Source organism: Actinobacillus suis ATCC 33415, assembly GCF_000739435.1.
Lineage (GTDB): Bacteria > Pseudomonadota > Gammaproteobacteria > Enterobacterales > Pasteurellaceae > Actinobacillus > Actinobacillus suis.
This window is the reverse complement of record NZ_CP009159.1, coordinates 680,320-701,745: the sequence shown is the minus strand read 5'-3', so window position 1 is coordinate 701,745 and position 21,426 is coordinate 680,320. Positions and strand designations below refer to the sequence as shown.

The following is a 21,426-nucleotide window of genomic DNA, read 5'->3' as shown; positions in this document are numbered from 1 at the left end:
ATTTTAACTAATCTATGTTTTCACTTACTCAATTTAGTTTTTTTTCGCTTTTAATTCTCAGTTTACTGAGTATGTCTGTGGGTGTAGCCGACTTTCATTGGTCGGCTTTATTATCTGATCCAGAACAAACACAACTGTTTTTTATCAGTCGTCTTCCTCGTACCCTTGCCATTATATTAGTCGGTGCAACTTTAAGTGTTGCTGGCATGGTATTACAAATCGTTTTAAAAAATCGTTTTATTGAACCGAGTATGATTGGAGCAAGCCAAAGTGCCGCTCTTGGTGTATTAGCTATCAGTCTGATTTTTCCTGCCGCTCCACTTGTCGCGAAAATGTCGTTTGCCACTTGTTGCGCATTAATCGGTATGGGCATTTTTATGCTGTTGCTACGTAATCTTCCCCCTCATCAAAAACTCATGGTGCCACTAATCGGTATTGTATTCGGCAATATTATTGAAGCAATTACGACCTTTATCGCTTACGAAACCGACTCATTACAACTTTTATCTATTTGGTTTTCCGGTGATTTTTCCGGAGTTTTAGCCGGTCGCTATGAACTATTATGGCTTACTGCCGCACTCTCTATCGTGATCTATATCATGGCGGATCAACTGAGTATTACCGGACTAGGACACAATATTAGCACTAGCCTTGGTATTAATTATCGCCGAATGACATGGCTTGCCTTAATTACTGTTGCACTTATTACGGCAGTTGTTGTTGTGACCATCGGGCAAATTCCCTTTATCGGTTTAGTCGTACCAAATATTGTCTCTCGTCTAGCAGGTGATAGATTGCGTAAAAATCTCCCCGCGGTCGTATTACTTGGTGCGAATCTTGTATTAGTTTGTGACATCATTGGCAGAGTTATTAATGCCCCTTATGAAGTACCGATTTCCACTATTTTCGGTATTTGCGGTACTGTTGTATTCCTCTATTTATTATTTAGAGGGAAGCGTCATGCGTAAATCTACATCTTTACTTATTTTATTAGGGCTTATCTTAGCTGCAAGTACGTTATTTTTTATGACGTTCAATGCTAATGGCAATTGGGATTTTATCTTGCCATTTAGAGGGAAAAAACTTTTGTTGCTTTTAACGATTGCTTATACGATCGGTATATCAACATTATTATTCCAAACATTGACAAATAACCCGGTTCTCACGCCCAGCATTCTAGGATTCGATTCGCTTTATTTGCTTACTCAAACCATATTGATCTTTATCTTTGGTGGTATTGGCTTTACACAATTAGATATTGCAAATAAATTTGCTTTCGAAAGCATGCTGATGTTATGCGGCTCACTTTTATTATTTAAAACGCTCACTAAAGAACATAATGATCTAACCCGAATGATTCTAGTCGGTGTGATTTTTGGTGTGCTGTTTAGAAGCTTGAATAACTTGTTACAACGGATGATCGACCCCGAAGAATTCGCCGTTGCACAAGGCTCATCTTTTGCCAGTTTTAATAATGTCAATCCGACATTATTATGGATTGGTGTAGCTATTGCGATATTCTCCGCATTATGGATTTGGCAGCAACGTCATAAACTTGATGTATTACTGCTCGGGCGAGATCGAGCGATCAACTTAGGGATCAATTACCATAAGTTTTCTCGCCAACTGCTTGTATGCTGCGCATTGCTGGTTTCCGTTTCAACCGCATTAGTCGGTCCAATCCTATTTTTAGGCTTATTGGTCTGTGCAATTGTTAATGCGCTTAGCCCAGTTATCGCTCACAGCGTACGTATTCCGCTAACATTCTTGATCTCTGCAACAACATTAGTGCTAGGACAAGCGGTTTTCGAACAACTGCTAGGGATGCAAGGGGTGCTTAGTGTAGTCATCGAATTTTTCGGCGGCGTAGTATTCATTTATTTAATGTTAAAACAAAAGAAATAACGATGATCGATATTAAAAATATTTCTCATAAAATTGGAAATTCTACCATTTTAAATAATATCAATTTACATATTCCTAATGGTGGAATTACTGCCCTTATCGGCGCAAATGGTGCTGGTAAATCAACACTTCTTTCTCTAATTGCCCGTTTACAAAATATTCAAAATGGGCAAATTTGGCTAAATGATTACAATATTACTGAAACGGATTCACGCAAAATTGCTCAACAATTAGCAATTTTGACACAAGATAACGTTATTCATAGCCGTATCACCGTACAAGATTTATTAATGTTCGGTCGTTACCCGCATCACCAAGGAAAAATCTGTGAGCAGGATAAACAGGTGGTTAAAGAAGCGTTACAACGTTTCGAACTTGAGCAACTTAAAGATCGCTTTTTAAACGAACTCTCCGGAGGTCAGCGTCAAAGAGCTTTAATTGCTATGACATTCTGCCAACAAACACAGCATGTTTTACTTGATGAACCATTAAATAATTTGGATATGTTCCATGCCAGAGAATTAATGCGCTTACTACGCAAACTCACTGATGAATTACAACTGACTACAATAATGGTTGTACATGATATCAATATGGCGGCAGCTTATGCTGATACTATTGTGGCAATGAAGGACGGTGAAATTATTATGACCGGTTCACCAGAGGAAATTATTACGCCAGAGAATTTAAAAACTGTATTTAATCTAGATGCGGAAGTCCTTGAGCATAATGGCAAACGCTTAGTTGTTCACCATATTTAATTGATTAAATTTTAATAAATATATTTCAAGCGGTTTAATTGGTAAAAAATCTTACAAATTAGACCGCTTATTTTTCTATTTTCCAGTGATCTTTTAGCTTGTATAAAGTAAAATAAAAAAGATTTTGTCTTGTACAAAATTGAGTAAATTTAATCACAATGGAGATATCCCTATGGCAATGAATAACATTTTAGGTTTATTCGCACAATCGCCACTTAAACCACTACAAAAACTGTCTGTAAAAGTGACTGAATGTAGTGAACTTCTCGAACCGTTCTTTGCAGCAACTTTCCAAAAAGATTGGGAAAAGGCAGCTGAAGTACGTGAGCAAATTATTGATTTAGAGCGTCGTGCAGATGCTTTAAAACGTGAAATCCGTTTGAAACTTCCTCGCGGTTTATTCTTACCGGTAGAACGAACCGACTTGTTAGAGTTAGTTACTCAATTAGATAAAGTAGCAAATTACTCAAGAGATATTTCTGGCCGTATCATCGGCCGTCAATTAGTGATTCCTGAGCCGATGCAAGAACCTTTCAAGCAGTTTCTTTCTCGTAGCCTTGATTCCACTCGTCAAGTGCGCAAAGTACTTGCTGAATTAGACGAGCTATTAGAGACAGGCTTTCGCGGTCGTGAATTAAAATTTGTAAACAATATGATTTTAGAACTAGATCAAATTGAAGACGATACCGATCAGCTTCAAATCGTATTGCGCCGTACATTAAGAACCGTTGAAAATGACCTCAACCCGATTGATGTAATGTTTTTATATAAATGTATTGAACGAGTTAGCATTTTAGCTGACCAAGCTCAACGTGTAGGATCGCGTATCGAGCTAATGCTGGCCAAAGCATAATATTAAGGAGATTCTAATGGAATTACTTCAAGAATATGGCTCTACGTTAGTCATTATTACTGCCCTTTTTGGTTTTTTTATGGCTTTTGGTATCGGTGCCAATGACGTATCTAATGCAATGGGTACGTCTGTAGGTTCAGGTACGATCACTGCACGCCAAGCAATTATTATTGCAATGGTCTTTGAATTTGCCGGTGCTTACCTTGCCGGCGGTGAGGTAACCGAAACAATTAAAAGCGGTATTATTGACGTTTCACTTTTTGCCGATAAGCCGGATGTTTTAGTATTAGGTATGATGTCTGCGCTTTTTGCTGCCGGTTTTTGGTTATTAATCGCATCAAAAATGGGTTGGCCGGTATCTACTACCCATGCAATCATCGGTGCAATTATCGGTTTCGGTTGCTTAACCGTAGGTAGTGAGGCTGTACAATGGGGACAATTAGGTGGAATCGTAGGTAGCTGGTTTATTACACCAGTTATTGCCGGTATCGTTGCTTACTGGATTTTCACCAGTACACAGAAGTTGATCTTCGATACGGCTGAGCCAATGAAAAATGCGCAAAAATACGGTCCTTTCTATATGGCGTTAACCGCTTTTATTTTAAGTATCGTTACCATGACTAAAGGTCTGAAGCACGTTGGTTTACACTTAACCACTACGGAAACCGTGTTAATCTCTTCAGCTATCGCTGCGGTTGCCGTTGTTGCTTGTTACTTCTACTTCCGTAGCGAAGCATTTGCAAAACGCGCTCAAGGAGCGGCATTCGGTGGTGTAGAAAAAGTATTTAGTATCTTAATGTTATTAACCGCTTGTTCAATGGCATTCGCACATGGTTCGAATGACGTTGCAAATGCTGTAGGTCCTCTTTCAGCGGTGGTATCAATCGTAGAAAGTGGCGGTATGGTGAGTGGTAAAGCGGCATTGGCGCCGTGGATCTTACCTTTAGGTGCTGCAGGTATTGCTGCTGGTATGCTTATCATGGGCTACAAAGTAATGGGTACAATGGGTACCGGTATTACCGACTTAACACCAAGCCGTGGATTCTCAGCTGAATTTGCTTGTGCAACTACTGTGGTTATCGCATCTGGTACCGGATTACCGATTTCAACCACACAGACAATTGTTGGTGCAATTTTAGGTGTGGGCTTTGCTCGCGGTATTGCAGCATTAAACTTAGGTATTATTCGTAATATCGTTGCTTCGTGGGTAATAACATTACCTGCTGGCGCAATTATCGCTATTGTGATTTATGAAATTCTATTAGCGATTTTCTATTAATTTTTTAACTCTGGGAAAAGTACATCGTTGTGCTTTTCCTTTTTACTGACTAAAAGGAACATCGATTATGCTAAAACGAAAGTCGACCCTACTCGCTTGTTTATTACTCGGAGCCTCTCTTCCTGCTTTTTCAGCAGATTATATTACTGAAAACCTCAGTACTTATATGCGTAAAGGGGCAGGCGATCAATATAAAATCTCAGGAGCTATTCAAGCGGGTGAGAAAGTAACGGTATTAGACCGTAAAGATCGCTTTGTGCTTATTCGTGATAGCAAAAATCGTGAAGGCTGGGTACTTGCTTCAGAAATTTCCCAAACAGCAAGTCCAAAAGACTTAATCCCACAGCTACAGCAACAAGTTCAAGATTTAAGTGCCAAATTAGGCAAAATTGACAGCGACTGGCAACAACGTACCGTTGAAATGCAACGTCGCAGTCAGCAATCTGAACAACAAAGCAGTGAATTACTTGATCAAAATGCACAACTTAAACGTGAGTTGGAAGTATTGAAAAATAAGAATCGTGACTTAGAAACAATGCATGATTCTGAAAAACGTGAGATCGTAATTCAGTGGTTTATTTATGGCGGTTCTGTATTGGCTGCTGGCTTAGTACTTGGCCTACTGATTCCATTTATTCTACCCCGTCGCAGACGTAATAACGGTTGGTCTTAAAAAGCGGCAAGCAATAAAATAAACAAGCGGTCTATTTTGGTAAAATTTTTGCAAAAATAGACCGCTTATTTTTTTATCGTAATAACTTGTCTTGTCCCGTCATGCTGACAATCCAACCACTGATATCCATATTGTTCACACAGCAACTCAAAATCATCCGCACTGCTCGCCATATTGAGAGAAATGACTAGAGTGGCATGCTGAGGTAATTGCGCTAATGCTTTTTTCGCCATTAATAGCGGCAATGGGCAGCTATATACCATTAAGTCTAATTGATATAGATTCATTTAGCTTCTATGGCGATGTTTTTCGGCGATCCGCCATGACTTTTCCCATCTTCTCCAATTCTGATTGTGCTAAGTGCGAGCGCCCTAATTCGAATAATGGTTCTTCAATCGCAATATGAACATCATATCCTGCGATAAAACGTGCAATGAGTTCAGGATCTACTTCATTACGCTCACCTGCGACTAACGCTTCTAACTGCGCAGAAAGTAATGCCCAATTTTGATGCAACACTTCATGTTGGCTTTCCAGTTCATCCACTTCTGCTTGCGCTTGCGGTTGCACTTGAAGTAATGCGGGGAAAAAATCACACTCTTCATCTTCATGATGCAACGGAGCGGAAAGATTAAAATAATTAAGAATTTGCTGTACATCATTTTTAACCGCTTGATTTACCCCGTTTTTTGCCAAATATTCAGGTAAAATTTGTAGCTGTTTGCAAAAACGCTTCACCTTGCTATGACAAGCATACAACATATCTATCGGTTCTGCCCAACTTGCGAATTGTTGTGGTTCCAGCTGTTGCATAATCACCTCTATATGCAATAAATAGTCGAGAAAAAGGCACAAGCCTAAACTTGTGCCGCAATAAATTTAAATTACTTATTCACTTCCGATTGTAATGGTGGAACTTCTTTACCAATTTTGGCATAAAATTCAACCACAAAATCATCAAAGCGATCTTCCTCAATCGCTTGGCGAATCTGTGCCATTAAGCGTTGATAATAGCGTAAGTTATGAATCGTATTTAAACGCGCACCTAAAATTTCACCGCATTTATCTAAATGATACAAATAAGCCTTCGTATAGTTTTTACAGGTGTAGCAATCACATCCCGGATCTAACGGTGTCGTATCGGTTTTGTATTTCGCATTACGGATTTTCACAATACCATTGCTAACAAATAAATGACCGTTACGTGCATTACGTGTCGGCATTACGCAGTCGAACATATCAATACCACGACGTACACCTTCAACTAAGTCTTCCGGTTTACCTACACCCATTAAATAACGAGGTTTATCTTGCGGTAATAATGGTGTCGTAAATTCAAGAATACGGTGCATTTCCTCTTTCGGCTCGCCCACCGCTAAACCGCCGACCGCATAACCATCAAAGCCGATATTCACCAAGCCTTCAACTGAAATCTTACGCAATTCTTCGTAAGTACCGCCTTGTACGATACCAAATAACGCACGTGGATTTTGTAACTCATCAAAACGATCACGGCTACGTTTCGCCCAACGTAATGACATTTCCATTGAGTTTTTTGCGTAATCAAAAGTGGCCGGATATGGGGTACATTCATCAAAGATCATCACGATATCCGAACCGAGATCGTATTGGATTTCCATCGATTTTTCCGGCGAAAGGAAAATTTTCTCACCACTGATCGGATTTTGGAAAGTTACACCTTCTTCTTTGATTTTTCGTAATTTACCTAGGCTGAACACTTGGAAACCGCCTGAGTCGGTTAAAATCGGACCGTGCCATTGCATAAAGTCATGTAAATCACCGTGTGATTTCATCACTTCTTGCCCCGGACGTAACCATAGATGGAAAGTATTGCCTAATAAAATTTGTGCGCCGGTCGCCGCTACCTCTTCCGGCGTCATCCCTTTTACCGTGCCGTATGTACCAACCGGCATAAATGCCGGTGTTTCCACCACATATTCGCCTTTCGGGCGAGAAAAGGTCAAACGACCACGACGAGCATTGCCACTCGTGTTTTTTAATTCATATTTCATCAAAATTCCTTATAGATAAACAGTCTATAAACACATCAATAAGCGGTCATATTCCACTTATTATTTGCAAATTAAAAGCGGATCCCCGTTCCTAAACTGAAACCCGCACCAACACCATTTGAACCGCCACCAACACTTGCGCTACCGCCAACCGCACAACTAGCTAAAGCAAAAGCGCAGAGGCAAATGATAATTTTTTTAATCATTTTGTTTCCTTCATTGAACGGAATTGTTATAGTCCGATCCAAACTAAAAGAGTGTTATTCTACTCTTTTTCAATTAACAAAACTAGAATAAGCTATCTTGAACAGAAGGAAGTATGATGAAAAAAGCGTTTAAATATTTACTCACTGGTACATTATTGCTGCTATCGCTTATCAGTAATGTACAGGCATTTAGCATTAGCCAACAAGAAATTAACCAATATCTCGAAACTCGTTTAGCCGAAAAAATTCCATTAAAGGATAAAGTCGGTATTCCCGGCCTCTTTCAATTAGACTATCACCTTTACAACCTTGCTACCCAAATCGGGCAAACCGATGAGAAAAAAGTCGCAGTTTCCGGCATCATTGACGGCATCTTGCAAGCGAAAGGTAAAAAATACGATGCGAAAATTTATTTGAATATGGATACGACCCCCTTTTACGATCCGCAACAAGGCGCATTATATTTAAAAGACGTTCGATTGCTGAACTATTCCGCTACTCCGGAAAAGTACCAAGACGACTTACAAATTTTCCTGCCGATGTTAATGGATGGTTTAGCTAATATTCTAAATAACACGCCGGTTTACACCTTAGATGAAAGTAAAGCTAAAGAAGCGCTAGTGAAAAAATTTGGTAAAGCGATCGTAGTAGAAAAAGGCGTATTAAAGCTAGAAACCTCTGTCTTTTAAGAAATTTTGTGATCTAGTGCTAATTTTTGAAGATTGCTCGTTGCTCCTATGACATTTTTGACTAAAATTTACGATGTATTATTAACGCCATAGGACAGGAGATTATTATTATGGAAATTGGCATCGTGAAATGGTTCAACAATACAAAAGGTTTTGGGTTTATTACTTGCGAATCTTTTGAAGGTGATATTTTTGCCCATTTTTCAGAAATTCAGAGTGAAGGCTATCGTTCACTCAAAGTCGGACAAAAAGTAAAGTTTGAACTCATTAACGGTGAACGTGGTGCATCAGCGGCCAAAATTACGTTAGTAGAATAGCGACAAAATCAATAATAAGCGGTTGAATTTGCAAAAAATCTTGTAAATTCAACCGCTTTTTTATTTTGCATGGCTTTATGCTAGAATGTCTAACAATTTGATAACAAGATTAAGGAACATGATGAAACAAATCGAACAACTGTTTGCCAACAACCATGCCTGGGCAACCAAGATGAAAGATGAGCAATCAGATTACTTTAAACAGCTTGCCGAACACCAAAAGCCGACTTACCTTTGGATTGGATGTTCTGATAGCCGTGTTCCCGCAGAAAAATTAACTGGCTTAGGCCCCGGTGAACTCTTTGTTCACCGAAATGTAGCAAACTTAGTTATTCATACCGATCTAAATTGTCTTTCTGTCGTGCAGTATGCGGTTGATGTATTAGATATCGAACATATCATTATTTGTGGCCATACCAATTGTGGCGGTATTAAAGCGGCGATGGGAACGGTTGAAGATTATGGCTTAATCAGCAATTGGCTCTTGCACATCCGTGATCTCTGGTTCAAACACAGCTATTTGCTTGGTAATCTCCCTTCAGAACAACGCGCCAATATGCTGACCCGTTTAAATGTTGCCGAGCAAGTTTATAATTTAGGACGGAGTTCTATTGTTACGGCGGCATGGAGCCGAGGTAAAAAACTGTCTATTCACGGTTGGGTATATGATGTAAATGACGGTTTCTTAAACGATCAAGGTGTAATTGCTACTAGCACCGAAACGCTTGAAATAACCTACCGCAATGCGATTGCAAAACTTACTACCGAAGTGGAAGAAATGATCGCAAATAAGCAACCCGAACAAGCGGATCAACTCGAAAACGCTTACTTTGATTAAAATGCTTGAAATAGTGTGACATATTCACACTATTTTTCTTTCCTACCTATTCCGAGTATTTTTACTTATCTTCGCAAAAAAAGATTTAATTCTCTTCATTTTATAAAATTTGGTTAAAAATATCTTTTTTTAGAAAAAATCGCCTTTTCATTTTATAAAATCCCAAATATTTTAAATATAAAGCATATTAAACTGGTCAATCACCTTTTAGAACACTTTCTCACCTCTAGACAAATATTTTATTTTTTAGCAAAATCCATTCACATATAAAGCAAACACAATATTTCACTTAAAAAATCGTTGGAGGATTCAATGAAAAAACTTTCCGGAGCAGAAATGGTTGTTCAATCCTTGAAAGACGAAGGCGTAGAATACGTTTTCGGCTATCCGGGCGGCTCGGTATTAGATATTTATGATGCCATTCATACACTTGATAATATTAATCACGTTCTCGTCCGCCATGAGCAAGCTGCGGTACACATGGCTGACGGCTATGCCCGTTCAACCGGTAAAGTCGGCTGTGTGTTAGTCACTTCCGGCCCCGGAGCAACCAATGCGATTACCGGTATTGCCACCGCTTATGCAGACTCTGTACCGCTTGTGATCTTAACCGGTCAGGTACCTTCCGGTTTAATCGGTAGTGATGCGTTCCAAGAATGCGATATGCTAGGCATTTCACGCCCTGTGGTGAAGCATAGCTTTATGATCAAAAATCCGGAAGATATCCCGTCGACTATCAAAAAAGCCTTTTATATTGCGTCAACCGGTCGCCCGGGCCCGGTATTAATTGATATTCCAAAAGATATGGTTAATCCGGCAAATAAATTTACCTATGAATATCCGAAAGAGGTTTCATTACGCTCATATAACCCGACCGTACAAGGTCATAAAGGCCAAATTAAAAAAGCATTAAAAGCGTTATTAGTGGCGAAAAAACCAGTGTTATATATCGGTGGCGGGATAATTTCGGCGGAATGTGCGCCACAACTGACCGATTTTGCCACTAAATTAAACTTGCCGGTTACCAGTTCATTAATGGGATTAGGCGCTTTCCCAGCTTCGAATAAACAATTCTTAGGAATGCTCGGTATGCACGGTACTTATGAAGCGAATAATGCGATGCACGAGAGTGATTTAATTCTTGGTATCGGTGTGCGTTTTGATGACCGTACTACGAATAATCTGGCAAAATATTGCCCGAATGCAAAAGTCATTCACGTTGATATCGATCCGGCTTCTATTTCAAAAACCGTACCAGCTTATATTCCGATCGTAGGTAGTGCGAAAAATGTATTAGAAGAATTCCTCAGCTTGTTGGAAGAAGAAAATCTTGCAAAAAATCAGGCAGATTTGACCGCTTGGTGGCAACAAATTAATGAATGGAAAGCACGCCAATGTTTAAACTTTGAAGAAAGTAATGATGTAATCAAGCCGCAACAAGTGATCCGATTAATTCATCAAATCACCAAAGGTGATGCCTATGTTGCTTCAGATGTTGGTCAACACCAAATGTTTGCCGCTCTTCACTACCCGTTTGAACAACCTCGCCGTTGGATTAATTCAGGTGGTGCCGGCACAATGGGATTCGGCTTACCGGCTGCAATCGGTGTAAAATTTGCCCATCCGGAAGCCACCGTGGTATGTGTCACCGGTGACGGTTCAATCCAAATGAATATCCAAGAACTTTCAACCGCAAAACAATATGGCACACCGGTTGTGATTGTGAGTTTAAATAACCGCTTCTTAGGTATGGTAAAACAGTGGCAAGACTTGATTTATTCAGGTCGACATTCGCAAGTTTATATGAATTCATTACCTGATTTCGCAAAATTAGCTGAAGCTTACGGTCATATCGGTATTACGATTGATCACCCTAGCGAATTGGAAGAAAAACTCACCCAAGCTTTTGCCATCAAAGACAAATTAGTGTTTGTCGATGTAAAAGTAGATGAAACCGAACACGTTTACCCAATGCAAATTCGTGGCGGTGCAATGAATGAGATGATTTTAAGCAAAACGGAGAGAACAGATGCGTAGAACATTATCAGTATTACTCGAAAACGAATCGGGTGCATTATCCCGTGTGGTAGGTCTTTTTTCTCAACGTGGGTTTAATATCGAAAGTTTAACCGTTGCACCGACTGACGATGAAACACTTTCTCGTATGACGATTGTTGCTCAAGGAGACGAAAACGTGCTTGAGCAGATCGAAAAACAATTACATAAACTGATTGATGTATTCAAGGTATCAAATTTAAGTCCTACCGAACACATTGAACGTGAAGTGTTATTGTTGAAAGTGAGAGCAACAGGTTCAGCTCGTGATGAATTAAAACGTATGGCGGATATCTTCCGAGGGCAAATCGTAGATATTACGCCGAAGCTCTACACCATTCAGTTATCCGGTACCAGTGAAAAGCTGAATGCCTTTATTGAAGCGGTAAAACAAGAAACGACCGTAGTTGAAATTGTACGCTCAGGCGTTATTAGTCTTTCTCGTGGCGATAAGAACTGTTTATAATTTTTTACAAGGCGAACAAAAGTTCGCCTTTTCTTTTGCTTGTAATACAAGCGGTCAAATTTGTCAAAATTTTTGCAAAATTTAACATAAAAAAATAGCTAGCCCTTACGGACTAGCTATTTTGACCTAACGAATTTACTTTTACCCTAATTGCTTTATAACTTCAGATGACGATAAAGTTATTTAGCAGTGTTACATTACCCTAAAATGTAACAGGGTCTATTGTAGGTAATAGACTCGTTAATGTCAATAAGAATTATTCTCAAATAGTGTAAATTTTTTATTCGCCGGAAATTTTCATCTTATCTAATAAAATCGAACCGGTTTGAATATTAGAGCGATGCTCAATATCATCAGCAACTGCGACTAAATTTTTATACATTTCTTGTAACTGACCGGCAATGGTAATTTCCGCTACCGGATACTGAATCTCGCCGTTTTCAACCCAAAAACCTGCTGCTCCGCGTGAATACTCGCCGGTTACCGCATTAATCGCTGATCCTAAAAATTCAGTCACCAATAAACCGGTTCCCATCTCTTTTAGAAGCGAGTCTAAACCGCCTGTTCGATTTGGTTTGACTAACCAGTTATGGATACCGCCTGCGTGTCCAGTCGTTTTTAAGCCCATCTTACGTGCCGAATAGCTGGTCATCAGATAAGTTTGCAATACACCATCAGTAATAATTTCTCTATCTTGGGTAATAACCCCTTCACTGTCGAAAGCGGATGAAGCTAATTGGCGTAATAAATGTGGGCGTTCAGAAATTGCAAACCAACTTGGTAAAATTTGTGTACCTAACTTATCTAATAAGAAACTTGATTTACGATATAAGGCACCGCCACTAATTGCACCGGCTAAATGCCCGATTAAACCGGTTGCTACATCGTTGTAAAAAATTACCGGCACTTCACAGGTTTTGATCTTTTGCGGATTTAAGCGATCAACCGCTTTAAACGCTGCTTGACGACCAACCCATTCCGGCGATTGTAATTTGTCGAACTCACGTGAAATCGTGTATTCATAATCACGTTCCAACTGATCTTCATAGGCAGAAATTACACTACAAGAAAGCGAATAGCGACTTGAAAGATAACTTTGTAACATACCGTGCGTGTTACCATACACACGTACACCACTATGCGAATTAAAAGTTGCTCCTTCGCTATTCACAATTTTCTCGTCTGCATTTAGTGCATGATGCTCCGCTTCTAAAGCTAGTTCAACCGCTTGTTCAACTGAAATATCCGCTTGGTGATAAAGCTCTAAATCCGGTGCATCAAATGCCATCATCTCTTTATCAGCTAAACCTGCACACTCATCTTCTGAAGTATACTTGGCAATTGCTAATGCAGATTCGACCGCACGTTGAATAGACTGTGGTTGTAAATCCGAGGTTGACGCATTGCCCTTACGTTTCCCGACATATACCGAAATGCCGAGCGAACCGTCATTGTTAAATTCGATATTCTCTGTTTGTTCTAAACGGGTTGAAGCCGAAAGTCCGGCAACTTTTGTTACTCCGACTTCCGCTTCTGCCCCTGAATTTTTTGCAAAATTAAGGGCAAATTCAACCGCTTGACGAAGTTCTTGCTCTTGTTTTTGGAGATCTTGTTTTGTTGTTAATGACATGATTTGTTAGCTTAAAATTGATAATTAAAAATGGCTGAGTACGATGCATATATTCTACCTTAAATTTCTGTTAGAATATGGTATTTTTTACGATTGAAGGAATAACAATGGCTAAAAAACGTAGCAAAAATGAAATTGATTGGACGGATGAGGAAGAAGAAATCATCTGGGTAAGTAAAAGCGAAATCAAACGAGACTCGGAACATCTAAAAAAACTCGGAGCGGAATTAATTGAATTAACCCCGCAAAACCTCGAAAAGATCCCTCTTGATGAAGATTTAAAAGAAGCCATTCGTCAAGCACAAGGTTTTAAACTTGAAGCTCGCCGCCGTCAAATTCAGTTTATCGGTAAATTATTGCGTAATCGTGATCCGGAGCCGATCCAAGACGCATTGGATAAAGTGAAAAATCGCCATAACCAACAGCAAGCGTTACTACACAAGCTGGAATTAGTGCGTGATCAACTAGTCAATATGGGCGATGCGTCTTTAAATCATTTACTGAACGAGTACCCGCAATTAGATCGCCAGCATTTACGCAACTTGATTCGTGGTGCACAAAAAGAACGTGAGGCGAATAAACCGGCTAAAAACTATCGAGAGATTTTCCAATATTTAAAAACTGAAATTGCAGAATAATTGGCAATTTTGACCGCTTGTTTTTTATTTAATTAGGAGTGATTATGGAATTTTTTCCTCAATTAGTGTTAGTCCATGTAGGCTTTGCCTATATCAGCTTGATCTTGTTACTAACACGTGGCGTACTCGCGTCAAAAATGGTGGACTGGCGTCAATATAAAATTTTACGTATTGCTCCACACCTGATTGATACGCTATTACTTGTTTCAGGTATCATTCTACTCGTGATTTTACTTTCAAACGGTATCTATGCTCTAAATGAAATGCAATGGCTTATCCCTAAGATTGCGTTTTTAGTGCTTTATATCGTATTCAGTGCGAAAGCATTTAAAAAATCACAACCATTCTCGCTTAAAAACTTTATCTTAGCTGTGGTAAGCTTTATGTTAACCATGTTGGTAGCAACCTTACGCTAATCTTATAAGCGGTCAAAATTTGCAATTTTTTTGCAAAATTCGACCGCTTTTTTAGTTACTTATGAAACAACGAATTATTATTGGTATTAGTGGTGCAAGCGGCTTTCAATACGGCTATAAAGCACTTGAATTACTTAAATCGCTTGATGTGGAAACCCATTTAGTCCTCACTAAAGGAGCAGAAATGACTCGCTCATTAGAAACAAATATTGAGCGAGAACAGCTGTTGGATTTAGCTTCACAAGTACATTCAATTCATAATGTCGGTGCGAGCATTGCCAGCGGATCTTTTAAAACCCTCGGGATGCTGGTCGCTCCATGCTCTATTCGTACACTTTCAGCGATTGCTCTTGGCTTTAGCGATAATCTTTTAACTCGAGCAGCGGATGTAGTGCTTAAAGAACGTAGAAAATTAGTGCTAATGGTACGAGAAACGCCATTCAACTTAGCTCATATTGATAATATGCGTCGTGTCACAGAAATGGGCGGCATCATTTTCCCGCCGGTACCCGCTTTCTATCAAAACCCAACTACCATAGATGAGCTGGTGACACACAGTGTTTCTAAGGCGTTGGATCTATTTGATTTCGATTTCCCTATGCCTCGCTGGGGCGAAGCAAACAATAAGGAGTAAACATGCTTGTAGGCCCTTATGTCAATGGTGCCGCCGTATTAGTCGGTGGGCTTATCGGTGCATTTTTAGGCTCAAAATTACCCGAGCGAGTAAAAAGTAATTTACCTCCACTGTTTGGTCTTTGCTCAATGGGCTTGGGCATTATGTTGATTATCGGCGCTAAAAATATGTCTGCGGTGGTATTGGCACTCATTGTCGGCACAATTATCGGTGAGTTAATTTATTTAGAAAAAGGTATCGGTAGCTTAGCCGGAAAAATGCGAGGTGCGGTGGATAAAATTTTCCCACCATCTGGTGTTTCACACCAAGAATTCTTAAATCAATTTGTGGCAATTCTCATTCTATTTTGTGCCAGCGGTATGGGTGTATTCGGCTCAATGAAAGAAGGCATGACCGGAGACCCATCCGTATTGTTTATTAAAGCAATTTTAGATTTCTTCACTGCCGGCATTTTTGCCGCCACTTTGGGTTATGCGGTTTCAAGCATTGCCGTGCCATTGATTCTCGTGCAAGTCAGCTTAGCATTATTAGCCAGCTTGATTATGCCACTCACTACACCCAATATGCTCGCCGACTTCTCAACTGCTGGCGGTTTCATTATGCTCGCAACCGGCTTACGTATCTGCGGTATCAAACATTTTGCCGTTGCCAATATGCTGCCGGCACTGATTTTAGTGATGCCTTTCTCTTATTTTTGGCAAATGTTTGTAGCTTAATAGACGCAATATCCCACTATTCTGGCGGGATATTCTAAAAAAGAATATATGATGCAGAATCTTCCCTCCCATATCAGCCGTTTTATCCAGCAAAATCATGTCGTGAGTTTTGCTGTCTATGGCGAAAATGACTTTTGGGCGGCAAACTGTTTTTATGCTTTCGATAGCGAACAAGTTCGCTTAATCATTCTTACTGATAAAAACACTCGCCACGGTCTGTTGATGCAAAAAAACTCACATGTTGTAGGCACAATTGCCGCTCAAGTTGAAACGCTTACCGACATTGAAGGCGTTCAATTCTCAGCGCATTGCAACAGTTTAATTGATTCAGCAGCTCGCCAGGAGGCTTTAGATTGCTATTATACTCGCCATCCAATCGCCCGCTTAAAACCGAGTGATGTATGGGAAATTCGCTTTGATATGATTAAACATACTGGGAATAAATTGGTTTTCGCAAAGAAAACCATTTGGGAAAGAGAAAAAATCTAGCTTTTCTAAGAAACAAGCGGTTAAATTTCACTAATTTTTTGCAAAAATTTAGCCAAATTTAACCGCTTGTATAATGATGCTTAACCACCGGCAAGTTTTACTTTAAAGCCTTTTTGTTCCAAGATTTGTTTCAGTAAGTCTCGGTTATCACCTTGAATCTCAATCAATCCATCTTTTACTGAGCCGCCAACACCACTGCGTTTTTTCAGTTCTGCCGCTAATAATTTGAGTTCAACATCATCCAAATCCAATCCGCTGATCACACACACGCCCTTACCTTTTCTGCCGCTGGTTTGACGCTGAATGCGCACAATTCCGTCACCTTTGGGACGCTCCGCTTTTACTTTCTCAGGCACAATACGCCCACTCTCTGTTGAATATACTAATGTCATCAGTAAAAAATCCTAAAAATTTGACCGCTTAAAATAAAAAAGGTGGACGTACAGCCCACCTTAGACAATCAATCATCAATTAACGAATAGAAGCATTAATTGATTTTAATACCGCTAATGGGTCTTGAGCTTGGGTAATCGGTCGACCAATCACTAAATAGTCTGAACCAGTATCAATTGCTTGTTTTGGTGTCATTACACGACGCTGATCACCGAAATCCGAACCTTCCGGGCGAATACCCGGTGTGACTAATTTAAAGTCTTTACCACAATGCGTACGAAGCACTTCTACTTCTTGTGGAGAACAAACCACACCGTCTAAACCGGCACGTTGTGCAAGATGCGCTAAACGAATAACTTGTTCCATCGGTGAAGCGTTGATTCCAATTTGTAACAAGTCTAAATCTTCCATACTGGTTAATACTGTTACTGCAATTAATAACGGCGCATCTTTACCATACGGCTCTAAGATTTTTTTCGCTTCTTCCATCATGGTTAAACCACCTGAAGCGTGCAAATCGACCATCCAAACACCTAAATCGGCAGCAGAACGAACCGCACGTGCAACAGTATTCGGAATGTCGTGATATTTTAAATCGAGGAAAACATCAAATTTACGTTCATGTAATTGTTTAACAAAATTTGTTCCTAAGGTGGTAAACATTTCTTTGCCCACTTTTAAACGGCAAAGAGACGGATCGACTTGATCCACAAAGCTTAAGGCTTCATGTTCCGTTTCATAATCTAAGGCAACAATAATTTTATTATCCATATCGGACTCCTCAATTTTCAGTTTATAAATATACTTGCGTGTTTATGTATCAATACTGTGAATCGGTTTAATTTGTTCCCATTGGCGACAAGAAGGACAATACCAACTTAGACGATAACTTTGGTAACCACAGTTTAAGCAGCGATATTGGAAGCCTTTTTTAATACGATCGCCAACCATGTTATGTAAAAGTACCAAACTGTCTTTTGCTCTTCCGTCCTCCGCTTCATTAATCTGATAATGGATAAAACGATGAAAGGTCAACATATTAGGATACTGACTCAATTGCTGATAAAGCTTTGAATGTGCCGCTGTGATGCCATCTTTTTGTTCAATAAATTCAGTTAACGCAATATCTACACTACTGTTATGCTTTATCTGATTAGCTCGAATAAGGAATAACTCATAATTAACTAAATCATTAAGCGCAATATAACAAGCCTTAATTTTATTTAACACTTCACTGATATAACTCGGGTCTTGTACCACCAAATGTTCAAAATGCACTAAAGCTTGTTTAAATTGGTATTGTTCTAAATAATAATCGCCTAATAAAATCGACGCTCTCGCACAAAGTGGAGAATATTCCAAGGCTTTCTTCAAAGCATTTAAATGTTCTTCAACATTTTCCGTTTTTATTGTTTGAGCATATTCACAATAATAATGTGCTAATGGTACTTTATCTGTATCCGGCTCAATTTTTAACAGCTTTTCGGAAACATTGATCGCCTTCTTCCATTCTTTAGTTTTCTGATAAATTACCATTAATTGTGTTAACGAATTAACAGCAAACTCAGGCTCATCAAGTAATAAAATATAGTAATTTTCAGCACGATCATAAAAACCGGCAGCCATAAAGTCTTTTGCCAATTGCTGTTTAGCAAGTAATTTTTGTTCTATGGAATAATGTGGACTCGCATCAAGCGCTTGGTGAATACGTAAAGCACGATCAACCTCACCACGGGAACGAAATAAATTCCCGAGTGTAAGTTCAGCTTCAAATTGAGATTCGGTAGTGATCTGATTTTCAGATTCTTGTTTTTGGAGCATAGACAGAAAAAGATCAACTGCCTTTTCCTGCTGATTAGATAAAAGAAAATTTAACCCCGTAACATAATCACGGGAAAATTTATTATTGACAGATTCTTGATCCCTTTTTGCACTTCGTTGTCCCATATACCACCCATAAAGAGCGGCAATTGGCAATAAAAGGAACAGTAGTTCAAGCATTACTCAGCCTTTGGCGTAGTGGTCGTTAATTCTGTAATTTGCTGCGCCTGTCTTTTCACTCGGCGATTGAGTGCAATATTTTGTAATTTAAGACGTAAATAAAATACACCCGTAATTAACCAACCTAAAATTAAGCCAAAACCAAATAAAATGGCAACGAGGCTAGATAAACGTAATTCGCTCTGAGCAAGGACATAATTGAAAGTGATCAATTGATCGTTATTTGCACCAATGGTCACCGCAACCATAATTACCGCTAAGGTAATTAAAATACCTAAAATATATTTCATCGTCTCTTTCCTCTATTTAGATAGGTAAAACAAATAGTTATGATACAACTATTTATGCTAAATCAACACGCTCTTTTAAATCTTTTCCCGCTTTAAAATGAGGGACGTATTTCGCATCTAATTTAACACTCTCACCTGTTTTAGGATTACGACCTAGACGAGGCTGGCGATAATGTAAAGAAAAACTACCAAATCCTCTTACTTCAACTCGTTCACCCTGTTCTAAAGACAACATAATTTGCTCTAAAAGCTCTTTTACGCCATCTTCTACAGATTTTACTTGTAATGTCGGATTAAGTGATACTAAATTGTCAATAAGTTCTGATTTAGTCATAGTTTCTCCTGATTATTTAAATCAAAGCGGATATGCTTTCACATATCCGCTTTCAATTAGAAAGACGCTAATTATTCGCCTTTAGCTGCTTGGAAAGCTGCTGCCATTGCGTTTGGCATCTCAACTTCTTGTTGTTTGTTCACTTGAGCGATTGCTGCTGATTCTTCAGCTTCATCTTTCGCACGAACAGATAAGTTAACAACGCGAGATTTACGATCAACGCCAGTGTATTTCGCTTCGATTGAATCACCAGCAGAAATTACTGTAGTGATATCTTCAACGCGATCACGAGTTGCTTCGTTAGCACGGATGAACGCTTCCACGCCACCTTCTAACTCAACTTTAACACCTTTAGCATCAACTTCTACAACTTTACCAGTCACGATAGCACCTTTTTTAGTGCTGTCTACGAAGTTTGTGAACGGATCTGATTCTAATTGTTTGATACCTAAAGAAATACGCTCTTTCACTGCATCAACTTGTAATACAACTGCTTCTACTTCGTCACCTTTTTTGTAGTTACGAACAGCCTCTTCACCTGAAACATTCCAAGAAATGTCAGATAAGTGAACTAAACCGTCGATACCACCTTCAAGACCGATGAAGATACCGAAATCAGTGATAGATTTGATTTTACCTGTCACTTTATCGTTTTTGTTGTGAGTTGCTGCGAAGTGTTCCCAAGGGTTTGCTTTACATTGTTTTAAACCTAATGAGATACGACGACGTTCTTCATCAACTTCAAGTACCATTACTTCAACTACATCACCTACGCTAACAACTTTAGATGGGTGGATGTTTTTGTTTGTCCAATCCATTTCTGAAACGTGAACTAAACCTTCAACACCGTCTAAAATTTCAACGAAGCAGCCGTAGTCTGTTAAGTTAGTTACTTTACCAGTTAATTTGCTGTTTACTGGGTGGTTTTGAGCGATTGCAGCCCATGGATCTTGACCTAATTGTTTTAAGCCTAATGATACACGAGTACGATCTTTGTCAAATTTTAATACTTTAACAGTTACTTCATCACCTACGTTAACAACTTCGCTTGGGTGTTTAACACGTTTCCAAGCCATATCAGTGATGTGTAATAAACCGTCAACGCCACCTAAATCAACGAATGCACCGTAGTCAGTTAAGTTTTTAACTGTACCTTTAACTACAGAACCTTCAACTAAGTTCGCTAATACTTCATCACGATCTTGGTTGCTTTCTGATTCGATTACAGCACGACGAGAAACAACTACGTTGTTACGTTTTTGGTCAAGTTTGATTACTTTGAATTCTAATTCTTTACCTTCTAAGTTTAAAGAATCACGAACTGGACGAGTATCAACTAATGAACCTGGTAAGAATGCACGAACACCGTTTAATTCAACAGTGAAACCGCCTTTCACTTTACCGTTAACAAAACCGATAACTGTAGCTTGTTCTTCGAATGCTTTCTCTAAAGCAATCCAAGCTTCGTTACGTTTTGCATCACCACGAGAAACTACTGTTTCACCGAAGCCATCTTCAACTGCTTTAAGAACCACATCTACTTGGTCGCCAACTTGAACTTCAAGTTCGCCTTGTGCGTTTGTGAATTCTTCAGCTGGGATTGATGATTCAGATTTGAAACCTGTATCAACGATTACATAGCCTTTTTGAATAGCTACTACAGTACCTTTAACTACAGAACCTAAACGAGCTTCTGTTGCTAGGAATTCTTCAAGTAGTTGAGCAAAATTTTCTGACATAATTTTCTTCTTAAATAAAAATGAACATCCATCCAACATCCTGTTAAACGGGGTTAGTAATAATCACCAAA

The 21,426-nt window shown here is 39.2% G+C and carries 27 protein-coding genes; 16 read left to right on the top strand and 11 right to left on the bottom strand.

The window, feature by feature from the left end:
- The first annotated feature begins 14 nt into the window (after nt 1-14).
- The 6 genes from ASU1_RS03300 to ASU1_RS03275 all read left to right on the top strand — a co-directional run bounded on the left by ASU1_RS03300 (nt 15) and on the right by ASU1_RS03275 (nt 5,471).
- The gene (locus ASU1_RS03300) at nt 15-968 is read left to right on the top strand and encodes an ABC transporter permease (RefSeq protein WP_014991440.1); all 954 of its coding nucleotides are present in this window, start codon (nt 15-17) and stop codon (nt 966-968) included.
- On the top strand, nt 961-1,905 hold the full coding sequence (locus ASU1_RS03295) for an iron chelate uptake ABC transporter family permease subunit (protein WP_014991439.1): 945 nt from the start codon (nt 961-963) through the stop codon (nt 1,903-1,905). Before ASU1_RS03300 ends, ASU1_RS03295 begins: the two co-directional genes overlap by 8 nt.
- A 2-nt stretch (nt 1,906-1,907) precedes the next feature.
- Nucleotides 1,908-2,666 (top strand): iron ABC transporter ATP-binding protein, encoded by a 759-nt coding sequence (locus ASU1_RS03290; protein ID WP_014991438.1) that lies wholly within the window; start codon nt 1,908-1,910, stop codon nt 2,664-2,666.
- A 172-nt stretch (nt 2,667-2,838) separates the two neighbouring features.
- Entirely contained in the window at nt 2,839-3,519 is a 681-nt protein-coding gene (locus tag ASU1_RS03285; RefSeq protein WP_014991437.1) for a TIGR00153 family protein, read from the top strand.
- A gap of 16 nt (nt 3,520-3,535) precedes the next feature.
- A complete protein-coding gene (locus ASU1_RS03280) occupies nt 3,536-4,798 on the top strand; it encodes an inorganic phosphate transporter (protein ID WP_014991436.1) in 1,263 nt (420 codons plus the stop codon).
- Nucleotides 4,799-4,865: 67 nt separating this feature from the next.
- The gene (locus tag ASU1_RS03275; RefSeq protein ID WP_014991435.1) at nt 4,866-5,471 is read left to right on the top strand and encodes a TIGR04211 family SH3 domain-containing protein; all 606 of its coding nucleotides are present in this window, start codon (nt 4,866-4,868) and stop codon (nt 5,469-5,471) included.
- Between the two features lie 65 nt (nt 5,472-5,536).
- Here the strand turns inward: ASU1_RS03275 and ASU1_RS03270 are convergent, their stop codons facing one another.
- From ASU1_RS03270 to ASU1_RS12090, 4 genes are all read right to left on the bottom strand, one after another.
- Nucleotides 5,537-5,758 carry a sulfurtransferase TusA family protein gene (locus ASU1_RS03270; protein ID WP_014991434.1) on the bottom strand — a complete coding sequence of 74 codons (222 nt, stop codon included), beginning with the start codon at nt 5,756-5,758 and terminating at the stop codon, nt 5,537-5,539.
- A 7-nt stretch (nt 5,759-5,765) separates the two neighbouring features.
- Nucleotides 5,766-6,284 (bottom strand): hemerythrin domain-containing protein, encoded by a 519-nt coding sequence (locus tag ASU1_RS03265; RefSeq protein ID WP_014991433.1) that lies wholly within the window; start codon nt 6,282-6,284, stop codon nt 5,766-5,768.
- Between the two features lie 71 nt (nt 6,285-6,355).
- Nucleotides 6,356-7,504, bottom strand: coding sequence for a tRNA guanosine(34) transglycosylase Tgt (gene tgt, locus ASU1_RS03260; protein WP_014991432.1), 1,149 nt, complete (start codon nt 7,502-7,504; stop codon nt 6,356-6,358).
- Between the two features lie 71 nt (nt 7,505-7,575).
- On the bottom strand, nt 7,576-7,710 hold the full coding sequence (locus tag ASU1_RS12090) for a hypothetical protein (RefSeq protein WP_018651957.1): 135 nt from the start codon (nt 7,708-7,710) through the stop codon (nt 7,576-7,578).
- 116 nt (nt 7,711-7,826) lie between these two features.
- Between ASU1_RS12090 and ASU1_RS03255 the strand changes: the two genes are divergently transcribed.
- The 5 genes from ASU1_RS03255 to ilvN all read left to right on the top strand — a co-directional run bounded on the left by ASU1_RS03255 (nt 7,827) and on the right by ilvN (nt 12,075).
- Nucleotides 7,827-8,399, top strand: coding sequence for a YceB family lipoprotein (locus ASU1_RS03255; RefSeq protein WP_014991431.1), 573 nt, complete (start codon nt 7,827-7,829; stop codon nt 8,397-8,399).
- Between the two features lie 110 nt (nt 8,400-8,509).
- Nucleotides 8,510-8,716: a cold shock domain-containing protein CspD gene (gene cspD, locus ASU1_RS03250; RefSeq protein WP_014991430.1), complete on the top strand. Its 207-nt coding sequence runs from the start codon at nt 8,510-8,512 to the stop codon at nt 8,714-8,716.
- Between the two features lie 121 nt (nt 8,717-8,837).
- On the top strand, nt 8,838-9,554 hold the full coding sequence (can, locus tag ASU1_RS03245) for a carbonate dehydratase (protein WP_014991429.1): 717 nt from the start codon (nt 8,838-8,840) through the stop codon (nt 9,552-9,554).
- Between the two features lie 312 nt (nt 9,555-9,866).
- Nucleotides 9,867-11,591, top strand: coding sequence for an acetolactate synthase 3 large subunit (locus ASU1_RS03240; protein WP_014991428.1), 1,725 nt, complete (start codon nt 9,867-9,869; stop codon nt 11,589-11,591).
- Nucleotides 11,584-12,075 carry an acetolactate synthase small subunit gene (gene ilvN / locus ASU1_RS03235; protein ID WP_005622980.1) on the top strand — a complete coding sequence of 164 codons (492 nt, stop codon included), beginning with the start codon at nt 11,584-11,586 and terminating at the stop codon, nt 12,073-12,075. The genes ASU1_RS03240 and ilvN overlap by 8 nt, the downstream gene beginning before the upstream one ends.
- 280 nt (nt 12,076-12,355) lie before the next feature.
- Here the strand turns inward: ilvN and pmbA are convergent, their stop codons facing one another.
- Complete coding sequence (pmbA, locus tag ASU1_RS03230; protein ID WP_014991427.1) at nt 12,356-13,705, bottom strand: metalloprotease PmbA; 1,350 nt, start codon at nt 13,703-13,705, stop codon at nt 12,356-12,358.
- Nucleotides 13,706-13,812: 107 nt separating this feature from the next.
- On the opposite strand from pmbA, the gene yjgA reads away from it, so the two are divergent.
- The 5 genes from yjgA (at nt 13,813) to ASU1_RS03205 (ending at nt 16,598) form a co-directional block, all read left to right on the top strand.
- On the top strand, nt 13,813-14,343 hold the full coding sequence (gene yjgA / locus ASU1_RS03225) for a ribosome biogenesis factor YjgA (protein WP_014991426.1): 531 nt from the start codon (nt 13,813-13,815) through the stop codon (nt 14,341-14,343).
- A 44-nt stretch (nt 14,344-14,387) separates the two neighbouring features.
- Nucleotides 14,388-14,759 carry a SirB2 family protein gene (locus ASU1_RS03220; protein ID WP_014991425.1) on the top strand — a complete coding sequence of 124 codons (372 nt, stop codon included), beginning with the start codon at nt 14,388-14,390 and terminating at the stop codon, nt 14,757-14,759.
- A 61-nt stretch (nt 14,760-14,820) separates the two neighbouring features.
- On the top strand, nt 14,821-15,393 hold the full coding sequence (locus ASU1_RS03215; RefSeq protein ID WP_014991424.1) for a UbiX family flavin prenyltransferase: 573 nt from the start codon (nt 14,821-14,823) through the stop codon (nt 15,391-15,393).
- A gap of 2 nt (nt 15,394-15,395) precedes the next feature.
- Nucleotides 15,396-16,109: a DUF554 domain-containing protein gene (locus tag ASU1_RS03210; RefSeq protein WP_014991423.1), complete on the top strand. Its 714-nt coding sequence runs from the start codon at nt 15,396-15,398 to the stop codon at nt 16,107-16,109.
- A 48-nt stretch (nt 16,110-16,157) separates the two neighbouring features.
- Complete coding sequence (locus ASU1_RS03205) at nt 16,158-16,598, top strand: PNPOx family protein (protein ID WP_039195000.1); 441 nt, start codon at nt 16,158-16,160, stop codon at nt 16,596-16,598.
- A gap of 80 nt (nt 16,599-16,678) precedes the next feature.
- Here the strand turns inward: ASU1_RS03205 and yciH are convergent, their stop codons facing one another.
- The 6 genes from yciH to rpsA all read right to left on the bottom strand — a co-directional run bounded on the left by yciH (nt 16,679) and on the right by rpsA (nt 21,355).
- On the bottom strand, nt 16,679-16,990 hold the full coding sequence (yciH, locus tag ASU1_RS03200; protein ID WP_014991421.1) for a stress response translation initiation inhibitor YciH: 312 nt from the start codon (nt 16,988-16,990) through the stop codon (nt 16,679-16,681).
- A gap of 79 nt (nt 16,991-17,069) precedes the next feature.
- Nucleotides 17,070-17,762 (bottom strand): orotidine-5'-phosphate decarboxylase, encoded by a 693-nt coding sequence (pyrF, locus tag ASU1_RS03195; RefSeq protein WP_014991420.1) that lies wholly within the window; start codon nt 17,760-17,762, stop codon nt 17,070-17,072.
- Nucleotides 17,763-17,804: 42 nt separating this feature from the next.
- Nucleotides 17,805-18,992, bottom strand: coding sequence for a lipopolysaccharide assembly protein LapB (lapB, locus tag ASU1_RS03190; protein WP_014991419.1), 1,188 nt, complete (start codon nt 18,990-18,992; stop codon nt 17,805-17,807).
- Complete coding sequence (locus tag ASU1_RS03185) at nt 18,992-19,282, bottom strand: LapA family protein (RefSeq protein WP_014991418.1); 291 nt, start codon at nt 19,280-19,282, stop codon at nt 18,992-18,994. Before ASU1_RS03185 ends, lapB begins: the two co-directional genes overlap by 1 nt.
- Before the next feature lie 52 nt (nt 19,283-19,334).
- The gene (locus ASU1_RS03180) at nt 19,335-19,616 is read right to left on the bottom strand and encodes an integration host factor subunit beta (RefSeq protein WP_005622991.1); all 282 of its coding nucleotides are present in this window, start codon (nt 19,614-19,616) and stop codon (nt 19,335-19,337) included.
- A gap of 71 nt (nt 19,617-19,687) precedes the next feature.
- The gene (gene rpsA, locus ASU1_RS03175; RefSeq protein WP_014991417.1) at nt 19,688-21,355 is read right to left on the bottom strand and encodes a 30S ribosomal protein S1; all 1,668 of its coding nucleotides are present in this window, start codon (nt 21,353-21,355) and stop codon (nt 19,688-19,690) included.
- Nucleotides 21,356-21,426 lie beyond the last annotated feature (71 nt).

Coding starts and splice junctions, on each gene's coding strand:
- ASU1_RS03300 (WP_014991440.1), top strand. CDS start 15: ATGTTTTCACTTACTCAATTTAGTTTTTTTTCGCTTTTAATTCTCAGT.
- ASU1_RS03295 (WP_014991439.1), top strand. CDS start 961: ATGCGTAAATCTACATCTTTACTTATTTTATTAGGGCTTATCTTAGCT.
- ASU1_RS03290 (WP_014991438.1), top strand. CDS start 1,908: ATGATCGATATTAAAAATATTTCTCATAAAATTGGAAATTCTACCATT.
- ASU1_RS03285 (WP_014991437.1), top strand. CDS start 2,839: ATGGCAATGAATAACATTTTAGGTTTATTCGCACAATCGCCACTTAAA.
- ASU1_RS03280 (WP_014991436.1), top strand. CDS start 3,536: ATGGAATTACTTCAAGAATATGGCTCTACGTTAGTCATTATTACTGCC.
- ASU1_RS03275 (WP_014991435.1), top strand. CDS start 4,866: ATGCTAAAACGAAAGTCGACCCTACTCGCTTGTTTATTACTCGGAGCC.
- ASU1_RS03270 (WP_014991434.1), bottom strand. CDS start 5,758: ATGAATCTATATCAATTAGACTTAATGGTATATAGCTGCCCATTGCCG.
- ASU1_RS03265 (WP_014991433.1), bottom strand. CDS start 6,284: ATGCAACAGCTGGAACCACAACAATTCGCAAGTTGGGCAGAACCGATA.
- tgt (WP_014991432.1), bottom strand. CDS start 7,504: ATGAAATATGAATTAAAAAACACGAGTGGCAATGCTCGTCGTGGTCGT.
- ASU1_RS12090 (WP_018651957.1), bottom strand. CDS start 7,710: ATGATTAAAAAAATTATCATTTGCCTCTGCGCTTTTGCTTTAGCTAGT.
- ASU1_RS03255 (WP_014991431.1), top strand. CDS start 7,827: ATGAAAAAAGCGTTTAAATATTTACTCACTGGTACATTATTGCTGCTA.
- cspD (WP_014991430.1), top strand. CDS start 8,510: ATGGAAATTGGCATCGTGAAATGGTTCAACAATACAAAAGGTTTTGGG.
- can (WP_014991429.1), top strand. CDS start 8,838: ATGAAACAAATCGAACAACTGTTTGCCAACAACCATGCCTGGGCAACC.
- ASU1_RS03240 (WP_014991428.1), top strand. CDS start 9,867: ATGAAAAAACTTTCCGGAGCAGAAATGGTTGTTCAATCCTTGAAAGAC.
- ilvN (WP_005622980.1), top strand. CDS start 11,584: ATGCGTAGAACATTATCAGTATTACTCGAAAACGAATCGGGTGCATTA.
- pmbA (WP_014991427.1), bottom strand. CDS start 13,705: ATGTCATTAACAACAAAACAAGATCTCCAAAAACAAGAGCAAGAACTT.
- yjgA (WP_014991426.1), top strand. CDS start 13,813: ATGGCTAAAAAACGTAGCAAAAATGAAATTGATTGGACGGATGAGGAA.
- ASU1_RS03220 (WP_014991425.1), top strand. CDS start 14,388: ATGGAATTTTTTCCTCAATTAGTGTTAGTCCATGTAGGCTTTGCCTAT.
- ASU1_RS03215 (WP_014991424.1), top strand. CDS start 14,821: ATGAAACAACGAATTATTATTGGTATTAGTGGTGCAAGCGGCTTTCAA.
- ASU1_RS03210 (WP_014991423.1), top strand. CDS start 15,396: ATGCTTGTAGGCCCTTATGTCAATGGTGCCGCCGTATTAGTCGGTGGG.
- ASU1_RS03205 (WP_039195000.1), top strand. CDS start 16,158: ATGATGCAGAATCTTCCCTCCCATATCAGCCGTTTTATCCAGCAAAAT.
- yciH (WP_014991421.1), bottom strand. CDS start 16,990: ATGACATTAGTATATTCAACAGAGAGTGGGCGTATTGTGCCTGAGAAA.
- pyrF (WP_014991420.1), bottom strand. CDS start 17,762: ATGGATAATAAAATTATTGTTGCCTTAGATTATGAAACGGAACATGAA.
- lapB (WP_014991419.1), bottom strand. CDS start 18,992: ATGCTTGAACTACTGTTCCTTTTATTGCCAATTGCCGCTCTTTATGGG.
- ASU1_RS03185 (WP_014991418.1), bottom strand. CDS start 19,282: ATGAAATATATTTTAGGTATTTTAATTACCTTAGCGGTAATTATGGTT.
- ASU1_RS03180 (WP_005622991.1), bottom strand. CDS start 19,616: ATGACTAAATCAGAACTTATTGACAATTTAGTATCACTTAATCCGACA.
- rpsA (WP_014991417.1), bottom strand. CDS start 21,355: ATGTCAGAAAATTTTGCTCAACTACTTGAAGAATTCCTAGCAACAGAA.